Origin of the sequence: Kocuria sp. CPCC 205297, from assembly GCF_040981035.1 — a bacterium.
GTDB classification, from domain to species: domain Bacteria; phylum Actinomycetota; class Actinomycetes; order Actinomycetales; family Micrococcaceae; genus Kocuria; species Kocuria marina.
In genome coordinates this window covers 17,082-35,130 of record NZ_JAVKPY010000010.1, presented here as the reverse complement: position 1 = coordinate 35,130, position 18,049 = coordinate 17,082, and the positions used below count along the sequence as shown (strand labels likewise).

General features: G+C 69.2%; 17 protein-coding genes. 8 read left to right on the top strand and 9 right to left on the bottom strand.

The features are described 5' to 3' along the window. Positions 1-3: 3 nt before the first annotated feature. From RF650_RS10425 to pknB, 5 genes are read left to right on the top strand one after another with little or no spacing between them, the layout of a single operon-like run. Positions 4-1,596, top strand: a complete 1,593-nt coding sequence (locus tag RF650_RS10425; RefSeq protein WP_368814864.1) for a PP2C family serine/threonine-protein phosphatase — start codon at positions 4-6, stop codon at positions 1,594-1,596. After that, positions 1,593-3,323 carry an FtsW/RodA/SpoVE family cell cycle protein gene (locus tag RF650_RS10420; RefSeq protein WP_368814863.1) on the top strand — a complete coding sequence of 577 codons (1,731 nt, stop codon included), beginning with the start codon at positions 1,593-1,595 and terminating at the stop codon, positions 3,321-3,323. Before RF650_RS10425 ends, RF650_RS10420 begins: the two co-directional genes overlap by 4 nt. Further along, the gene (locus RF650_RS10415) at positions 3,320-4,762 is read left to right on the top strand and encodes a peptidoglycan D,D-transpeptidase FtsI family protein (protein WP_368814862.1); all 1,443 of its coding nucleotides are present in this window, start codon (positions 3,320-3,322) and stop codon (positions 4,760-4,762) included. Before RF650_RS10420 ends, RF650_RS10415 begins: the two co-directional genes overlap by 4 nt. Beyond that, complete coding sequence (locus RF650_RS10410; RefSeq protein WP_368814861.1) at positions 4,759-6,570, top strand: protein kinase; 1,812 nt, start codon at positions 4,759-4,761, stop codon at positions 6,568-6,570. Before RF650_RS10415 ends, RF650_RS10410 begins: the two co-directional genes overlap by 4 nt. A gap of 5 nt (positions 6,571-6,575) precedes the next feature. Beyond that, the gene (gene pknB / locus RF650_RS10405; RefSeq protein ID WP_368814860.1) at positions 6,576-8,546 is read left to right on the top strand and encodes a Stk1 family PASTA domain-containing Ser/Thr kinase; all 1,971 of its coding nucleotides are present in this window, start codon (positions 6,576-6,578) and stop codon (positions 8,544-8,546) included. Positions 8,547-8,631: 85 nt separating this feature from the next. On the opposite strand, the gene RF650_RS10400 is transcribed toward pknB, so the two are convergent. After that, positions 8,632-9,273 carry an aminodeoxychorismate/anthranilate synthase component II gene (locus tag RF650_RS10400; RefSeq protein ID WP_368814859.1) on the bottom strand — a complete coding sequence of 214 codons (642 nt, stop codon included), beginning with the start codon at positions 9,271-9,273 and terminating at the stop codon, positions 8,632-8,634. A gap of 189 nt (positions 9,274-9,462) precedes the next feature. Between RF650_RS10400 and RF650_RS10395 the strand changes: the two genes are divergently transcribed. Then, positions 9,463-10,218, top strand: a complete 756-nt coding sequence (locus RF650_RS10395; protein WP_368814858.1) for a cell division protein CrgA — start codon at positions 9,463-9,465, stop codon at positions 10,216-10,218. Positions 10,219-10,258: 40 nt separating this feature from the next. Further along, positions 10,259-10,510 carry a hypothetical protein gene (locus tag RF650_RS10390; RefSeq protein WP_318541144.1) on the top strand — a complete coding sequence of 84 codons (252 nt, stop codon included), beginning with the start codon at positions 10,259-10,261 and terminating at the stop codon, positions 10,508-10,510. 111 nt (positions 10,511-10,621) lie between these two features. Here RF650_RS10390 and RF650_RS10385 read toward each other — a convergent pair whose 3' ends face one another. The 4 genes from RF650_RS10385 to RF650_RS10370 form a co-directional block, all read right to left on the bottom strand. Continuing rightward, positions 10,622-11,176: a YceI family protein gene (locus RF650_RS10385; RefSeq protein ID WP_368814857.1), complete on the bottom strand. Its 555-nt coding sequence runs from the start codon at positions 11,174-11,176 to the stop codon at positions 10,622-10,624. A 152-nt stretch (positions 11,177-11,328) separates the two neighbouring features. After that, complete coding sequence (locus RF650_RS10380; RefSeq protein ID WP_368814856.1) at positions 11,329-11,988, bottom strand: flavin reductase family protein; 660 nt, start codon at positions 11,986-11,988, stop codon at positions 11,329-11,331. 222 nt (positions 11,989-12,210) lie between these two features. Next, positions 12,211-12,738, bottom strand: a complete 528-nt coding sequence (locus RF650_RS10375) for a flavin reductase family protein (RefSeq protein WP_368814855.1) — start codon at positions 12,736-12,738, stop codon at positions 12,211-12,213. Positions 12,739-12,879: 141 nt separating this feature from the next. Beyond that, positions 12,880-13,590: an alpha-ketoglutarate-dependent dioxygenase AlkB gene (locus RF650_RS10370; RefSeq protein WP_368814854.1), complete on the bottom strand. Its 711-nt coding sequence runs from the start codon at positions 13,588-13,590 to the stop codon at positions 12,880-12,882. 281 nt (positions 13,591-13,871) lie between these two features. Between RF650_RS10370 and RF650_RS10365 the strand changes: the two genes are divergently transcribed. Then, on the top strand, positions 13,872-14,849 hold the full coding sequence (locus tag RF650_RS10365; protein WP_131333646.1) for an LLM class flavin-dependent oxidoreductase: 978 nt from the start codon (positions 13,872-13,874) through the stop codon (positions 14,847-14,849). 125 nt (positions 14,850-14,974) lie between these two features. Here RF650_RS10365 and RF650_RS10360 read toward each other — a convergent pair whose 3' ends face one another. The 4 genes from RF650_RS10360 to RF650_RS10345 form a co-directional block, all read right to left on the bottom strand. After that, positions 14,975-15,790: an alpha/beta fold hydrolase gene (locus tag RF650_RS10360; RefSeq protein ID WP_131333648.1), complete on the bottom strand. Its 816-nt coding sequence runs from the start codon at positions 15,788-15,790 to the stop codon at positions 14,975-14,977. Positions 15,791-15,929: 139 nt separating this feature from the next. Further along, a complete protein-coding gene (locus RF650_RS10355) occupies positions 15,930-16,643 on the bottom strand; it encodes a hypothetical protein (protein ID WP_131333649.1) in 714 nt (237 codons plus the stop codon). Next, complete coding sequence (locus RF650_RS10350; protein ID WP_368814853.1) at positions 16,643-17,578, bottom strand: ATP-binding cassette domain-containing protein; 936 nt, start codon at positions 17,576-17,578, stop codon at positions 16,643-16,645. The genes RF650_RS10355 and RF650_RS10350 overlap by 1 nt, the downstream gene beginning before the upstream one ends. After that, complete coding sequence (locus RF650_RS10345) at positions 17,575-17,937, bottom strand: GntR family transcriptional regulator (RefSeq protein WP_098053664.1); 363 nt, start codon at positions 17,935-17,937, stop codon at positions 17,575-17,577. The genes RF650_RS10350 and RF650_RS10345 overlap by 4 nt, the downstream gene beginning before the upstream one ends. Between the last annotated feature and the right edge of the window lie 112 nt (positions 17,938-18,049).

Genomic DNA, 18,049 nt, shown 5'->3' with positions numbered 1-18,049 from the left:
CCCATGCCCATTGCTTTCCGATATGCTGCTCGCTCCGACGTGGGCCGGGCCCGTTCCAAGAACGACGACTCCGCCTACGCCGGCCGCTACCTGGCCGTCGTCGCGGACGGGATGGGTGGTCACGTGGGGGGTGACGTCGCCTCGGCCTCCGCGGTGATCGACCTGACCCATCTGGACCACGCCGGCTACGACGGTGATGCCGAGACCGTGCTCGCGGACGAGATCCAGAACGCCAACCAGAACCTCGCGAAACTCGTGCAGTCCAATCCACGGTTGGGCGGGATGGGCACCACCGTGACGTCCCTGCTGATCGACGGGGACGAGATCTGCGTGGCGCACATCGGGGATTCCCGCGCGTACCGGTTGTCCGAGGCCGAGGGTTTCGAGCAGGTCACTACCGACCACACGTTCGTCCAGCGGCTGATCGACGAGGGCCGGTTGCAGCCCGAGGAGGCCGAGACCCACCCCCACAAGAACGTGCTCATGCGGGTGCTCGGTGACGTGGACGCCTCCCCCGAACTCGAGGTGCGCACCGTGCGCCCGGCCGTGGGTGAGCGCTGGTTGCTGTGCTCCGACGGCCTCAACGCGGTGGTGAACGCTCAGACCATCGAGAACGTGATGCGCTCCACGGGGGATCTGAACCAGATCGTGAACTCCCTCGTGGAACTGACCCTGGACCGCGGGGCCCCGGACAACGTGACCGTGGTTGTGGTGCAGGTGGACGAGATCCCCCAGGGCAGCGAGGCCCACCCCATGACCGGGGAGAGCCAGGGGGCCGTGCCGGATCAGTCCCGCACGTCGGATGAGCAACTCATGAGCGAGTCCGAGGTGGAGCACTGGGACGGACCCATGGACTCCCCCGTGGCCGGCGGCGGCACAGACTACCGCGAACCCGGTTACCCCCACACCACATCGCAGCCCACCCAGTCCTCGGCCTCCGTGCTGCGCCGGGACCTGGCCGAGCGTCCCCACCTGCTCGTGGGTGCCGCGGCGAACGCGACCCAGACGGGGCGTATCCCTACCGTCTCGGACTCGGCGATCCAGCGCCGCGCCACGATGCTCGCGACCTCCACGCTGGACGTGACCACCGATCCCGCCGAGGTACGCAGCCTGTTGCGTCGCAAGGGTGACGACCCCGCGCGCGGGACCAAACGCCGTCGTGCGGCGTGGATCGTGGGCGTCGTCGTGCTCGCCCTCGCGCTGCTGCTCGGCGGGTGGGGTGCGCGCGCGTGGACCTCGTCCCAGTACTACGTGGGTGAGGACCGGGGTCACGTGGCCGTGTTCCAGGGGGTCTCGCAGTCCCTGGGTCCCATTTCGCTGAGCGAGTTGAGCGCGACCACCGAGATCCCCGTGGACTCCCTGTCCCAGTACGCGCAGGACCGCGTGCGCGCCACGATCCCCGCGGGCAGCCGCGAGGAGGCCGAACAGATCGTCACGGACCTGGAGTCCTCGCGCGGACCCGAACCCCGCCCCACGGGCCGGGTGACGGTCACGACCCCCACACCGAACCCGTCCGCGAGCGCGTCGCCGAGTGGCTCGGCCACCCCGCGCACGTCCCCCGGTGCCTCGGGGACCCCCGGGGGTGAGAACCGATGAGTTCGACCGTGAACGCCGCGCCCGAACGCGGCACAGGGGCTCCCGTGCGCCCCAGGCCGCGGCGGATCACCGAGTTGCTGTTGCTGCTCGTGGCCCTGGCGATCGGCGTGAGCGCCAACATCCTGGTGGATCCCGAACGCGCCCAAGCGGATCCCCGCCACATCATCATGAGCGGTACCGTGCTGGGCGTGGGCGCCCTGCTGGTGCACGTGGTGCTGTGGATCCGGGCGCGCTACGCGGACCCCTACCTGCTCCCGCTGGCCGTGGCGCTCAACGGGCTCGGGCTGGCGATGATCCACCGCATCGACCTGTCCACCAACCAGAGTGCCGCCAACACCCAGGTGGTGTGGACCGGCGTGGCCATGCTCGCGTGCTGCGTGGTGCTGTGGTTGCTCAAGGACCACCGGCGACTGCGCAACGTCACGTACATCATGTTGCTGCTCTCCGCCGTGCTCCTGCTGCTGCCCATGATCCCGGGCCTCGGCGTGGAGATCAACGGCGCCCGACTGTGGATCTCGGTGGCCGGGCGCACGTTCCAGCCCGGTGAGATCGCCAAGATCACGCTGGCCATCTTCTTCGCGGGCTACCTCTCGACCAACCGGGACCTGATCCTGCTGGCTGGGCGCAAGATCGGCCCCGTGCGCCTGCCCCGGTTCCGGGACATCGCCCCCATGTTCGCGGCGTGGGTGATCGCGATCGGCGTGCTGGTGCTGCAGAAGGACATGGGTACCGCCATCATGTTCTTCGGCCTGTTCCTGGCCATGGTCTACCTGGCCACGGGACGCCTGGGCTGGATCGTGCTGGGCGTGCTGCTCATGGCCGTGGGAGGTTTCGCCGCGAGCCGCATGTTCTCCCACGTGGCCCTGCGCCTGGACGCGTGGCTGGACGCCTTCAACCCGGACGTCTACAACCGCTCCCCCGGTGGCTCGGCGCAGATCGTGCAGGGACTGTTCGGTCTGGCCTCCGGCGGGCTGTTCGGTCAGGGCCTGGGTCAGGGGCGCCCGGACCTGGTCTCCTATTCCAATTCGGACATGATCATCACGGCGTTCGGTGAGGAGCTCGGGCTGATCGGGCTCGGCGCGATCCTGGTGATGTTCCTGCTCTTCGCGACCCGCGGGTTGCGCGCCGCCCTGGGTACCCGTGACGCGTTCGGCAAGCTGTTGGCCGCGGGCCTGTCCTCGCTCATGGTGCTGCAGTTGCTCGTGGTGATCGGCGGTGTCACGCGGTTGCTGCCGCTGACCGGTCTGACCACCCCGTTCATGTCCGCCGGTGGGTCGTCCCTGCTGTCCAACTGGATCATCGTGGCGATCCTGCTGGCCATCTCCCACAGCGCGCGGCGCCCCGTGGTCACCGGTCCCGCCACGGACGAGGACCTCGCGACCTTCGAGCGCCGCCTCCGCGCCCGCGAGGAACGCCGCGACGACGAGCGCACCCGCACCGACGGCGCCGACGCCGCCCCGGTCCGGGAGCCGGCCACGGAGCCCACCCCGTCGCTGTCGCGGACCACGTCCGTATCCCACGACGCCGCGGCGTCCCCGGGCGCGGCGGAATCGGCATCCGCGACCGAGGCGATCTCGCGGATCACGCATCGCTCGAGCGGTTCCGCCGGCCACGGCGCCACGCGCGCCTCCCGGAGCGACCGCACCCGGGGTGACGCGGCGTCGTCGTCCGGTGAACGCGGCGCATCCGGCGGCAACGTGCACGACCAGAAAGGGGGGACCCGATGAACAAGGCGATCCGGCGCATGTGGCTCATGGCCGTGGCCATCATGGTGGTGCTGCTACTGACACTGACGTACGTGCAGTTCTTCGCGGCCAACGCCCTCCAGGCCAACCCGTGGAACAACCGCACGCTGTACGAACAGTTCGGCCGGGACCGCGGCTCGATCCTCGTGGGCGGGAAGGAGATCGCTCGCTCCGTGCCCGCGGACGGCGACTTCGCGCACCAGCGCGTCTACTCGGACTCCCCCCTGTACGCGAACCTCACCGGGTACTTCTCCCTGGTCTACGGGGCCACGGGACTCGAATCCGCCATGGGTGACCAACTCTCGGGCGCGTCCGACGACCAGTTCTACGACCGCGTGGTGTCCCTGTTCTCCGGGAACCAGCCCAAGGGCGCCTCGGTGGAGCTGACCCTGGACCCCGAGCTGCAGCGCATCGCGTACAACGCACTGGAGGGTCACAACGGCTCCATCGTGGCCGTGGACCCCAAGACCGGCGAGATCAAGGCCATGGTCTCCCGCAAGAGCTACGACGCGAACGCCCTGTCCTCCCACGACACGAACCAGGTGGTCGCAGCCGCCCAGTCCCTGAACGCGGACCCGGACAAGCCGCTCGTGAACCGCGCGATCAGCGGGGACCTGTACTCCCCCGGTTCCACGTTCAAGATCATCGACACCGTGGCCGCGCTGGAGTCCGGGAAGTACACGACCGACACCACGCTGCCGAACCCCAACGAGCTCCCGCTCCCGGACACGACAGTTAGCCTGCCCAACTACCGCCAGGGCGGGTGTGCCGCGCGCTCCCAGGTGGACCTGCGCTTCGCGCTCGAGCAGTCCTGCAACACCCCGTTCGCGCACATCGCCATGGACCTGGGCCAGGACAAGATCCGCCAGACAGCGCAGAACTTCGGCTACGGCCAGAACCTGGACATCCCGCTGCAGGTCACCCCGTCCATGTTCCCCGAGGACATGAACCAGGCCCAACTCGCCCTGTCCTCGATCGGGCAGTACGACGTCCGCACCACCCCGCTGCAGGTGGCCATGGCCTCCGCGGCTATAGCCAACGACGGTGTGATGATGCGTCCCAGCCTCATCAAGACCGTGCGCTCCTCGGACCTGTCCGTGATCGACCAGTTCCAGGCCGAGCAGCTGCGCCGCTCCACGGACGCAGAGACCGCGCGCACCGTCAAGGACCTGATGACCTCCGTGGTCAGTAACGGCATCGCGTCCGGCGCGGCCGTGCCCGGCGTGCAGGTGGCCGGGAAGACCGGCACGGCGGAGATCGGCAGGGACGGATTGAACGATTCGTGGTTCACTGGATTCGCGCCCGCCGACGACCCCCAGTTGGCGGTGGCCGTGGTGGTCGAGGACGTGGACGTCACCACAGGGTCTTCCCTGACCAGCCCCAGTGCACGGCAACTCTTCGAGGCGGTGTTGAACAAGTGAGACCATCGTCGAACACCACCCTGGGCGGTCGTTACGCCCTGACGGAACGAATTGCCATCGGCGGCATGGGCGAGGTGTGGAAGGCCAAGGATCAGGTCCTGGGTCGGATCGTCGCGGTGAAGATCCTCAAGGACGAGTACAACGGGGATCCCACGTTCCTGCAGCGGTTCCGGGCGGAGGCCCGCCACACCGCCCTGCTCAACCACCCGGGTGTGGCCAACGTCTTCGACTACGGCGAGGACGAGGGCTCCGCGTTCCTGGTCATGGAACTCGTGCCCGGCGAACCGCTGTCCAACATTATCGACCGGCAGAAGTCGTTGGACCCGGACACGGTCCTGAACTACATCGGCCAGACCGCCCGCGCCCTGGCCGCCGCGCACGCGCAAGGGCTCGTGCACCGGGACGTGAAGCCCGGCAACCTGATCATCACCCCGGACAACCGCGTCAAGGTCACCGACTTCGGCATCGCCCGGCTCGCGGACCAGGTGCCGCTCACGGCCACCGGCCAGGTCATGGGCACGGCCCAGTACCTGGCTCCCGAGCAGGCCACCGGTCAGACCGCCACGGGCTCCTCGGACATCTACTCCCTGGGGATCATCGGCTACGAACTGCTCGCCGGCCGGCGCCCCTTCACGGGGGAATCCCAGATCGCAATCGCCCTGGCCCAGGTCAACGACAACCCTCCCGCGCTGCCGGACTCCATCCCGGACCCGGTGCGCGCCCTCATCATGTCCATGCTTGCCAAGGACCCGGAGGAACGCCCGGAGAACGCGGGCAAGCTCGCCAACGCCGTGGATGCGCTGCGCCGCGGGGACGTCACGGCCGCGGTCACGATGGTCCCAGGGATGCAGCCGTTCCTGTCCCAGGACTTCTCCGACGAGCAACCCACCGAGGCCATCGCACCGGTCTCGGGACCGAGCACCCGGCCCATGTCCGGGACGGCCGCCGCGGGAGTGACCGGTTCGGCCGCAGCCGCGGCCCAGCCGGACCCCAAGTACAGCGCCCACCCCTCTACCGCACAGTTCGACGCCGTGAACCGGCCACCGAACTCGCAGCGCGGTTCCACCCCGCAGGGTGAGCGGCGCAAGACGTCCGTGTGGGCGTGGTTGTTGCCGCTGCTTGCACTTCTGGTGGCCCTGGCCGTGGCCGGGGTGTACTTCTTCTCCTCGCGGGACGATTCCGGCTCCCCCGCACCGGGCACCGTCACGTCCTCCACCGTGAGCCCCACCGCGAACACCGTGGTGTTGCCCGCCAACATGGTGGGCCGCGACGCGGACAAGGTCGCCTCCGAGATCACCGCCATGGGCGTGAACGTGGACAAGCGGCTGCAGCAGGGCACGGGTCAGGCGGAGAACACCGTGGTCTCCGTGGAACCCGCGGCCGGTTCGCGGGTGAAGGTCGGTTCCACCGTGGTGATGTACGTCGCGTGGACCCCGGGTGCCCAGACGACCTCGGGCGCCGGGACCGGGGGCACCGGTGCCACGCGGTCACCGCAGCAACAGCCCGAGCAGAACCAGAACACCCAGGCACCGCAGCAGACCGCTCAGCCCGCTCCCACCAACGGCGGGGGCAATGGCGCCGGTAACGGCGGCGGCGCGGACAACGGCGGGGCCGGTAACGGAGCCACCAACGGCGCCGGGGAGACCGGCCAGAACGGAGCGAACACCCAGGCGGACACCGGCGCCCGGGGGACCACGGATCAGAGCGCCCGCACCGAGGCAGGATCGGGGCAGTCCGACCCCGTGCAGGGCACCGGTGACGGGGCGCTCGCGGCTCCAAGCGCTCCCGGCAGCGGCGCGGGCGGCTGACACGCATGGGGACGTCGGGACTGCCGGATCTGATCAACGACCGGTACGAGGTCGGTGAGGTCATCGGCCGCGGTGGCATGGCCACGGTGCACGTGGGACAGGACGTGCGTCTGGGCCGTCGCGTGGCGATCAAGATCCTGCGCCCGGAGCTGGCCGCGGACGAGACGTTCCACGAGCGGTTCCAGCGCGAGGCCCACGCCGTGGCGTCCCTCAACCACCACTCGATCGTGGCCATCTACGACACCGGTGAGATCCGCCCCCAGGGCCCGGACGGTGTCCTGCGCCCCTACATCGTCATGGAATACGTCCCCGGGCGCACACTGCGGGAACTCATGCACGGGCCGGGGGTCACCCCGGAACAGGCCATCGAGTACATGCTCGGCATCATGGACGCCCTGTCCTTCAGCCACCGCGCGGGGATCGTGCACCGGGACATCAAACCCGCCAACGTCAAGGTCACCCCGGACGGCAGCGTCAAGGTCATGGACTTCGGGATCGCGCGTGCCGTGGAGGACACGCAGGCCGCGCTGACCCAGTCCCAGGCGGTGCTCGGCACCGCACAGTACCTTTCCCCCGAACAGGCCAGCGGGGCCGCGGTGGATCCCCGTTCGGACCTGTACTCCGCCGCGTGCGTGCTCTTCGAGTTGCTGACCGGGCGCGCGCCGTTCGTGGGGGAATCCTCCGTGGCGATCGCCGCGCAGCACGTGCGGGACGCGCCGCCCGCGCCGTCGGCGGTGAACCCGCAGTTGCCGCCCGCCGTGGACCGGTTCATGGAGCGCGCCCTGGCCAAGAACCCCAGGGACCGGTTCGTGGACGCCGGGCAGATGCGCCGGGCGCTGCGGGAACTCGGCGGGCAACTGCCCGGCAACCTCGGGGCGACCCAGCCCATCAACGTCGCCCACACTGCCGACTCTCACACCAAGACCCTGCCCGCAGTGGGCGCCGGTACCCCGGCCGCCGCCGTGACCGCCGCGGGACGCAGCGAGGACGCCGAGCCCACCGTCTCCGCACAGTACGGCCGGTTCGACGACGACGCCGCGGCCGACGACCCAGCGCCCGTCGCCGCCCCCGCGTCCGCCTCCGCGCGGTACGAACGGCGCCGTCGCAGGCCCCTGTGGGTCGTGCCCGTGGTGCTGCTGCTCGTGCTCGCGCTGCTGGTCGGCGGAACCGTGCTGGGCGTGCGGTGGTGGCAGGACCAGCAGGTCGAACAGGTCGCGCAGGTGAGCGTCCCCCAGGTCACGGGGATGGACAGCACCACGGCGGAGAACACCCTGCGGGACGCGGGGCTGAACCCCACGTTCACCACGCAGCACAGTGACAGTGTGCCGGACAAGCACGTGATCAGCATGAGCCCCGCCGCGGGGGCCCAGGTGGACCAGGGGTCCTCGGTGGCCGTCGTGGTCTCCGAGGGGCCCGAGAACGTGACCGTGCCCAACGATCTCGTGGGCCAATCCTTGGACTACGCCCGCCAGTCCCTGCAGCAGGCCGGCCTCACGGCGGGCCCGGTCAGCACGGTCAACAGCGCCACCGTGCCCCACAACGTGGTGCTCTCGACCGATCCCGGACAGGGCGCCTCGGTGGCCCGGGACAGCGCGGTCAAACTGCAGGTGTCCACGGGCAAGGTCACGGTCCCGGACGTCGTCGGCCGCAGCCGCGCGGAGGCCGAACAGGCCTTGCGGGCGGACGACGTGCGACTCAACTACGACGTGGAGATCCGCGAGACCGAGGATGCTGAGGCTGGCACGGTGCTGCGGCAGTCCGCTCCCGCGGGGTCCTCCGTGAGCCAGGGGTCCACGATCACGCTCACGGTGGCCCGGAAGGTGACGCCCACGCCGAGCCCCACCCCGTCCCCGACGAACGAGGACGAGCCCACGGCGGAACCCACGACTCCCGCCGAACCCACGGATGCCGCACCCCAACCCACGCAGCCCCAACCCACGAGTCGCCCCACCGCATCCCGCGGGGGCGACGGCTGAGATCGGCCGGGCCTTACTGTGCGGGGCCCGACGGACCTCGCTCCGACGGAGTGTGCGGTCCGGGTGCCTCTGACGGAAATGGTTCTCAGGCGGTCATGAGCGGGGACAGCCCCGCGGCCGCCGCGGCGGCACCGTGCTGGCCCACTTCCTCGAGCCAGTTGCCGAGCATGAGGTAGCCACCCTCCGTGAGCACGGACTCGGGGTGGAACTGCACACCGTGCAGCGGGGCGGAGCGGTGCTTGAGACCCATGACCACCTGCCCGTCCTCGGTGGTCGCGGTGACCTCGAGGCAGTCCGGGACGGTGTCCGCGGCCACGGCGAGCGAGTGGTACCGGGTCGCGGTGAACGGCGACGGGACCGAGGCGAAGACGCTGTCCCCGTGGTGCACCAACTGGGACGTCTTGCCGTGCATGAGCTGTTGGGCGTGGCCCACGCGAGCGCCGTAGACCTCACCGAGCGCCTGGTGGCCCAGGCACACGCCGAGCAACGGTGTCCTGGTGTGCTCCGCCCAGCGGATCAGGTTCGCGCACACGCCGGCGTCCGCGGGGGCACCGGGGCCGGGGGACAGCAGGACACCCTGGTGTTCACCGGCGAGAGCGGTGGCCGCGGCGACGTCCAGGTCGTCGTTGCGCACCACGGTCGTCTGGGCCCCCAATTGCTGCAGATACCCCACCAAGGTGTAGACAAAGCTGTCGTAGTTATCCACGACGAGAATCTTCACAGACACTCAAGAACTCCTGCGCGTTCACCAATTGACAGAACTCGCGCCAGTCTACGCCCGCTCGGGCGGATAGACTGAACGCCGATCTCGCGGCAGGAACCGGTCCCCGCCGCACCCGCGGGCCGCCACGGCCGCGAACCCGCCCCCGGGCCACGCCCGGACGTGGTGCCCACGCAGCAGGAGGAAAGAACGCCAGTGTCTGAGCCCAAGAAGCGCTTCGGTCGATCCCGTAAGTCGCAGGACGACACACAGGACTTCGCCCTCACGGAACGGGACCGCGAACTCGCCGCCCTCGCGGCGGAGATCCTTCCCCGCAACAGCGCCGCCGCGTCCTTCGAGCGTTCTGCCGCGCGCAAATCCGGGTCCTCGGCCGTCTCCACCAAGGATGCGGCGACCGACCACGGTCTCACCGACGACGCCGCTGCGCCCGGTACCGGGGATGCGTCCGGTGACCCGGCTGTGCCCGCTGGCACGACGACGTCCGTCGGTAAGGGCCGGGCAAGGAAGAAGCGGGCGGCCGCGGCATCCGTGTCCGCTTCCGGGACCGCTGTAGCGAACGAATCCGGCATGAAGGTGGCCCGGGCCGGTACGTCCGGAGCGGACGCGTCCGGCGAGGCCGGGTCCACCGACGAGCCGGGCGTCGGCACGTCCGATACGGGCGAGGACGCGGAGACGCCCGCGGCGCGCAAGAAGCTGCGGCGGGACGAGCGACGTCGTGCGGCGAAGGCCGCCCAGGCGGAGAAGCGCGAGCGCCGGTCCACCGACTACCAGCCCACGCCGCTGTGGTACAAGGTGGTCATGATCGGGTTGATGATCCTGGGGCTGTTGTGGATCATCACCTACTACCTGTTCCAAGGCGTGGTGCCCATCCCCGGGATCAGCGTGTGGAATCTGGTGATCGGGCTCGGGTTCATGCTGGCGGGGCTCATCATGACCACCAGATGGCGTTGACCCTGCCACCGATCCGCACTCGCGCCCCGCAGGAGGCCTCGTGAACACTTCCCCTCACCCCTCGTCACCCGAGGACGGGCGGGGCGCCGGGCCCCCCGATCGGAACTTCCCGGACGACGACGCCGCTCCGGGGCCCCTGTCCGAGGCGTCGTCGCGCCGAGGCGCGAACGGAACTCGCCGCGAGGGGTACCGGATCAACCCCGCGCGTATGGAGGTGCGGGTGCGGCGCATTGCGCTCGTGGGACTCGTGCTCGTGCCGCTGATCTACTTCATCGTGCAGTCGTTGCGCTAGCCGCGCTCCTGCCCCGCAGAACGCAAGTGCCCCATCGGTCGGACAACCGGTGGGGCACTGTTCACGCGGGGAGCGAGTCGCTCGGGCACGAGATGCTCAGGTGCGAGTCGTTCAGTTGGTGGACTCCGGAGCGGTGAACTCCACGTCCAGGTCGATGCGCACCTTGTCGGAGACCATGACACCGCCGGCCTCGAGGGCGGCGTTCCAGGTCACGTTGAACTCCTTGCGGGAGATCGAGGTGGAGGCGGTGAAGCCCGCGCGGGTGGTGCCGAAGGCGTCCACGGCCACGCCGTTGAACTCGGCGTCCAGCTTCACGGGCTTGGTCACGCCACGCAGGGTGAGCTCGCCGGTCACGGTGCCCTCACCGTCGTTGAGCTCCAGGCCGGTGATCTTGTAGGTCATCTGCGGGTGGTTCTCCACGTCGAAGAACTCGGCCGAGCGCACGTGGTTGTCGCGGGTCTCGTTCTTGGTGTCCACGGAGTTCATCCCCACGGCCACCTGGCCGTTGGACTGCGAAGCGTCCTTGGTCACGTTGAGTTCACCGGAGACGTCGCTGAACACACCGCGCACCTTGGAGATACCGGCGTGGCGGACGGAGAACGCGACCTCCGTGTGGGCGGGGTCCAGGGTCCAAGTTCCGGGGGTCATACCTTCGAGCGTGGTCATTCGTTTCTCCTTGGCATCGGGCGGGCCGTCGTCGGACGGCCCAATTGGTTGCTTCGGAAACTAATTTACGACCCGCTGTTTGATGCGTCAACCTATTCTGGAGAAAACTTTGGGTGAACAGCGTCACACACGGCACGGCGAAGGCCCGCCCGTCAGAGGTGCAGGTCCAGCACCGAGCTGTCGCTGAGGCCGTGGAACTGCCGCTGGTGGTACACAAGCGGGCTGCCCGAGCCCTCTTCACCCAGGACCTCCACGACGGCGGCATTGAACACGAGCGCCGGCCCGGCCTTGATCCGCGCGAGCGGGATGGCCCTCAGCACGCGGCGCACCCCGAGCAAGCGGGGCTCGCCTGTGGACAGCGTGGTCCACTCCATGTCGTCCCCGAAACGGGGTGCACCCGAAATGGCGAAGGATCGTGCGAGTTCCACGTTGTCCGAATCCAGGAAATGCACCACGAAGGAATCGGCCGTTGCCACGACGGCCGCTGAACCGCGCTTGGCCTGCAGTGAGAAGCCGAGGATCGGGGGGTCGGCGGAGATGGAGGAGACGGAGGACGCCGTGAGGCCCACGGGGCCTTCCGGCCCGGCGACCGTGATGATCGCGATGCCCGCGGGATGCTGACCGAACGCGGACTTGAACCCTTCCGTCAGGCGCGGATCGCTGTGCAGCGCCTCCGTGGGGGCCACGAGGTCCACGGCATGTGCGGCGACCCGTTCTGCCTCACCCCCGGATGCCGGGACACCGTCCAACCCCTGGCCGGGGTCGGGGGTCTCGGGATCTGCTGAGGTGTTCTGGCTGACGCGGTCCGGCATGGTGGGTCCTCTCACACGGCTGTGTTCCCGGATCGGCGGTCCGGCCGCCGTTATCCGGACAGGCTAAATCCTGCCAGGCATCTCATGTCCAACACATGGTTTCGTAGTCCACATTCTGGGCCACACGGCGCAATGAGACGTCACATTGGGGGGACACCACCGCTACGCACCGTGCGACGAGCGAGCCCCCACTTCTCACCGTACGCCCACCCGCGGCCGGGATCACCCGATGCTCTTGTACTCCCTCGCGAAATGGATCAGGGGACGGTCCGCGGCACCCGCGTCCACCCCTCGGCCCATGGCCGTGACACGCCCCACGACCACCAGGTGGGTTGCCGCGGTGTGGGTGGACACGGTGTCCAGCTCGAACCAGCTCAGGCACCCGTCGATCACAGGCGTCCCCGTGCGCTCGGTGCGGTGGAACGGGACGGTGTCCAGCAGTCCGTCCACGGGGTTGCCCGGACTCGCGAGCCAATTCGCCACGGAGCGCTGATCCGCGTTCAGCAGGGACAGGGCCCAGGATCCGGAGCCCTCCACGGCCTCGCACATCCGCCCCATGTCGTACAGGCACACGAGCATGGTGGGCGGATCGTAGGAGACGTCCGCGAACGCCGTGACGGTGATCGCGTGGTCCTTGCCCCGGTAGCGCGAGCACACCACGCCCACCCCCACCGCGTGATCGGCGGCCAGGGTGCGGTAGCGCTCCACCTGCACGTCCGTGGGGCGGGGATCCAGGGCCTCGTTCTGCATGACCCCAGTGTGTCATCGCGCCCGTCGCGGCCCCGGGTCCGAGCGGGGCACCGGTTCTCGTGGCCGAGCGGCGCGCAGACCCTCGCGTTCGAGCGGGGCGCCCGCCCTCGTGTGCCGACAGACGGGGTCGCTCTCAGCACGTCAGCGCGCTCGCCGGTGCCCACCCGTCATGCGTAGCGTGATGTTCAACCGCCCGCCGTTCTTCAACCCCAGGTGCAGGCCACCCGTTCCGGGGAACACTTTGGGCACGCCGTGGAACGCGTACCGGGAGGGTCCGCCGAACACGAACAGGTCCCCCGAGCGCAGCTCCACGTCCCGGTACGGAGCCGTGCGGGTCTCGGTGTTGCCGAAGCGGAACGTGCACGTGTCCCCCAGGGACAGGGACACGATGGGCGCCGCCGAGAACTCGTCCTTGTCCTGGTGCATCCCCATGTGCGCGGCGCCGTCGTAGTAGTTGACCAGCGCGGAGTCGGGGACGAAACCGCGGACGACGTCCTCGACTTCGGGGGCGCCCACATCTCCCGCGTCCACCACCCCGTACGCGTCCGCCACGGCCCGCGCACCCAGGTCCACGAGCCAGTCCGGCAGGACCGCGACCTCCGCTCCCCCGGTGGCCCCGTAGCGGTAGGGGGTCCGATTCGCGCCGAGCATGACCGACTGCACGGACATCCGACCGCCGCCCGGCATCACCTGGTGACGCATGGGGGCCGAGCGCACCCAGTCACGGCACGCGGCCACGAGATCGTGCTGCCGGGCGACGGGGAGCCAATCGGGAACGTGCACGGCCCCGGGCGCGAGCACGGTGGGCTCGCGGGGGACGGTGAACAGCTCGGTGACCTCGTACTCGGCCATGCCCGTGAGCCTATGACCGACCCGCGACACCCACAACGCGCGCCGCCAGGCGCCGGCTGGGGCGATCCGAGCAGGGCGCCCCGAGAACTGAACCGGCAAGTCCGGGTCCGGTGGTGGCCCCGAGTCTGCCGGTAGGCGCTCCCTCATCCCGCTCCCCCGCTCATCCCCTCCCACCCCGAGCAACCCGTTCAGCACACCCGGGAGAGCAGCGGCCCGCGGAATATCGGGCCCCGTGAGCCCGTTATTCCTACAGCAAGTTTTCTCTGGAAAGGGTTTCATTCATGGCACTGCCCCTATCGGTCATCGACTTCGCCACCGTACGCGAGAACCAATCGGTGGGTGAGAGTTTCGCGGATTCCGTGACCCTTGCCCGGCACGCGGAGCGGTTGGGATACACGCGGGTCTGGTACGCGGAGCACCACAACATGCCCACGATCGCGTCCTCCGCACCGGCAGTGTTGATCGCCCACGTGGCCGCGCACACGGAACGCATCCGGCTCGGTTCGGGCGGCGTCATGCTGCCCAATCACTCCCCGCTCACGATCGCGGAACAGTTCGGCACCCTCGCGGAGCTGCACCCCGGCCGGATCGACCTGGGGCTCGGCCGCGCCCCGGGGACGGATCCGCGCACGCTGCGCGCACTGCGTCGTTCCCCCGAATCCGCCGAGAGCTTCCCCCAGGACGTCAAGGAACTGCGGGGCTACCTGACCGGCAACTCACTCATCCCGGGCGTGCAGGCGATGCCGGGTGCGGGGACCGACGTGCCGCTGACGATCCTGGGCTCGTCCCTGTTCGGGGCCCAGTTGGCCGCGGCCTACGGGCTGCCCTATGCGTTCGCATCGCACTTCGCGCCGGACGCCCTCGTGGACGCCGTGGCCGCGTACCGGTCCCAGTTCCAGCCGTCCGAACAGCTCGCGGAGCCGTACGTGATTGCCGCGGTAAACGTGATCATTTCCGAGGACGCGCAGGACGCCGCCCGTCAGCTGGAAGCGACCCAGCGCTCCCGGGTCAAGGCCATGGTGGGCCGCGGCCGGGAGTTCACGGACGAGGAGATGGACATGGTCATGGCCTCCCCCGCTGCCGCCCAGATCCTGCACATGATCAGTTACACCGGCGCGGGCACCCCGGACACCGTGGTGGACTACCTGCACCGGTTCGCAGAACACGCTGATGCGGACGAGCTGATGATCTCCCCCACCGCCACGCGTCAACCGGACGTCCTCACAGCCATGGAGTTGCTCGCCGACAACTGGAACTGAGCGCCGGGCATCCCCGGGTACATCCATGCCCCGATAAAGCACCCGGATCGCGATTCCGAGGCATTCTCGGGACTCAGATGTTCGCCCGCCATTCCGCCCGTGAGCGGCACCCGCGAGCCTCCCGATCAGACGAGGCGCGAGAGGAAGGCACCCAGAGCGGCGTCGTACTCCGAGGGGTTCTCCATGTTGGGCGTGTGCCCGCTTGCGGGGACCACCTCGAGCTCACCGTGGCGCAGCAGCTCGCTCATGACCTGGCCCGCGCCGTTGTCGAACGCGTCCGAGTCCCCCACGATCACGAGCGCGGGCTTCTCCCACGCACGCAGCGTCTCGGTGAAGTCGTTGCGTTCGGCGCGCCCGCGCATGGCCGCGGTGGAGCCCTCGAGCGGGGCGGTCCGGATCATCTCACGCACGCGCTCGGCGACCTCCGGCAGCCGCTCCACGTTCTCCTCCGCGATCATCTTGGACAGCACGTTCTGCGCGTAGGTCTCCATTCCGTCCCGCACGATCCCGTCCGCCGCCACATGACGACGCCGCCGCCCTGCCGCGTCCTCGGACGTGGGCACCGTGTCGTTGATGATCAGCGCGCTCACCCGTTCGGGATACGACGCGGCGATCTGCATGGCCACCTGACCGGACATCGAGAAGCCCAACAGGATCACGGTCTCCAGGCCGAGCTCGTCCAGCAGCGCGACGATGTCCGCGGCGAACTCCTCGGTGTACACGATCCCCTCGGTGACCTGGGACTCGCCGAACCCGCGCAGGTCCGGGGCGATCACGCGCCAACCCTGCTCCGCGAGAGTCGTGACCTGCCCGTCCCACATGGAGCGGTCGTACGCGTGGCCGTGCAGCAGCACGATGGACTCGCCCCGGCCCTCGTCCGTGTAGGCCAGCTCGGTGTCGTTGACGTGGGCGGTGTGCGTGGTGAATGTCGATCGGCTCATGGGGCCATGATGTCAGGTGGGGTGGCCCGGGAGCGGGTGGTGTCAGGGGTGCAGTCCACGCACCGCCCGCACGACACGGCCCGCACACGACGACGACGCCCACCCCCGGGAAGGGAGCGAGCGGCGTCGTACCGGGAGCTCAGATCTCCGCGTACCGCACCACCGCGCGGCTCGCGAGACCGGCGATCAGCGTGACGACCACGAGGCCGAGCGGGATGCCCCACCGTCCGAGCTCGCTCGCGAGGTCCAACCACAAGTCCGGCCAGGCCACGATCGCGGCGAGCAGACCCAGTGCCACGAGCACCACGGCCACGATCGAGATCACGGTCCAGATCACCCCGGCCGCGCGGTAGATCCCGCCGAAACTCATGCCCGCGAAGAGGCTCATGAGACTCAGCAGGAACAATGTCACGGCCACGATCAGGGGGTTGCCGTCACCCAGGGCGTGAATGGTGAGGAAACTGATCCCCAGCCCGAACCCGGTCGCGGCCTCCGCGGCCAGGATCACGAGACCCACGGCTGCGACCACCAGGGACGTGATCATGAAACCCATGGCCGTGCCCGCCCAGAAGTTCCGGCGGGTGCTGCCGAACGCGAGCGCGCCGGCGAAACCCCGGTTGGCGGTCAGCGCGCCGTGGGAGATCAGGAAGCCCGGGAGGGCCCAGAACACGGCCAGGTTGGCTTGGAATCCGTCCTGGACAGGCTGCGGTAGGGGCAGACCGGTGCGGATGCCGATGATCAGCCCGATCACGACCGTGAGGATCGCGACCAGGACCAGGATGGCCGGGGCCACCACGAAGGAGTTGAGTCGGTTGGTCAGGTACAGCGCGAGGTTCCGGCGGGCGTACTGCATCACACACTCATTTCTGCGTCGTCGGTGCCGCGCATGCCCCGCGCGGCCACGAGTTCCTGCAAGGTGACGGGTTCCAACGAGACATTGGCGGCGTCCGCGCGGCGCCGGTCCTCAGCGGTCGCGGTGCCGTCCACGGTGACGGAGAGGATGTTGCCGAGTCGGTACTCGCGCAGGACCCTGCGAGCGCCCACGACGTCCCGGACCACGGGTTCGAGTCCGCGCAGCACGAACGCGCTGTCCCGGGCGTCGTCGATGTCCGCGTCCACCGTGACCCGGCCGTCCTCAATCATGACCACGTTCTCGAGCAGGTCGGACACCTCGTCGATCAGGTGCGTGGAGAGGATCACGGTGCGCGGGTGTTCGGCCAGGGCGCGGGCGAACTCCTCGTAGAACAGGGCACGGTGCCCGGGGTCGAGCCCCAGGTACGGCTCGTCCATGAAGGTGTACGGCGCCCGCGCGGCCAGTGAGATGACGATCGCCAGCGCGCTGCGCTGCCCGCGGGAGAGCTTGGTGGTGCGCGTGCTCATCGGCAGCTTGAACCGGGACGCCAGGCGCTCGGCCAGCCCGGTGTCCCACGTGGGGTAGAACGTGGGCAGGATGCGCAGCAGGGAGGCCGGGGTGTCGTCGTCGTGGAACTTCTGGTCCTCGTGGATGAAGCACGTGCGTTCGAGCAACCGCGCGTTCTCCCGCGGATCCTCACCGTCGATCAGCACCTCACCGGAGCTGCGGAACGTGTGATGGAGGATCACGGACATCAGCGTGGTCTTGCCCACCCCGTTGGCCCCGAGCAGCCCGTGCACCCGATCGGGCGCGAAATCCACGGTGATGTCCCGCAGCACGTGCTTCTTGCCGAAGGACTTGTTCAGGTTCCTGATCCGGATCCCCTGCCCCGGCGCGCTCTCGCGGTGATCCGTGTGTCGTACGGGAGAACTCATGGCGAGACCTTTCTGATGAGTGCGACCATGTCGTCGAGTGTGAGTCCGAGCCTCCGGGCCTCGGCCACGGCGGGTTGGATGAAGTCTTCATGGAACGCCTCCCGGCGCTGCGCTCGCAGGATGTCCGGGCCATCCGCGGCCACGAACGTCCCGATCCCACGACGCCGCTCCAAGACTCCCTGATCCACCAAGCGTCCCAGCGCTTTCCCCGCCGTCGCGGGGTTGATGCGGTAGAACGCGGCGAGTTCGTTGGTGGATGGCACCGCGGAATCCACCGGGTAGTTGCCCTGGAGGATGTCGTCCGCGATCTGATCGGCCAGGACCATGAAGATCGGGCGACCGTCTTGTTTGGGTGTCATGGAGAACTTCCAGCTCCTTGGTTCATTACTCTACTAATGAACCACATAACCGGCGAGGCGGTCAAGGGTTCACGAATCGGATCAGGACGAGAACGACGACGCCGCCCGCCCC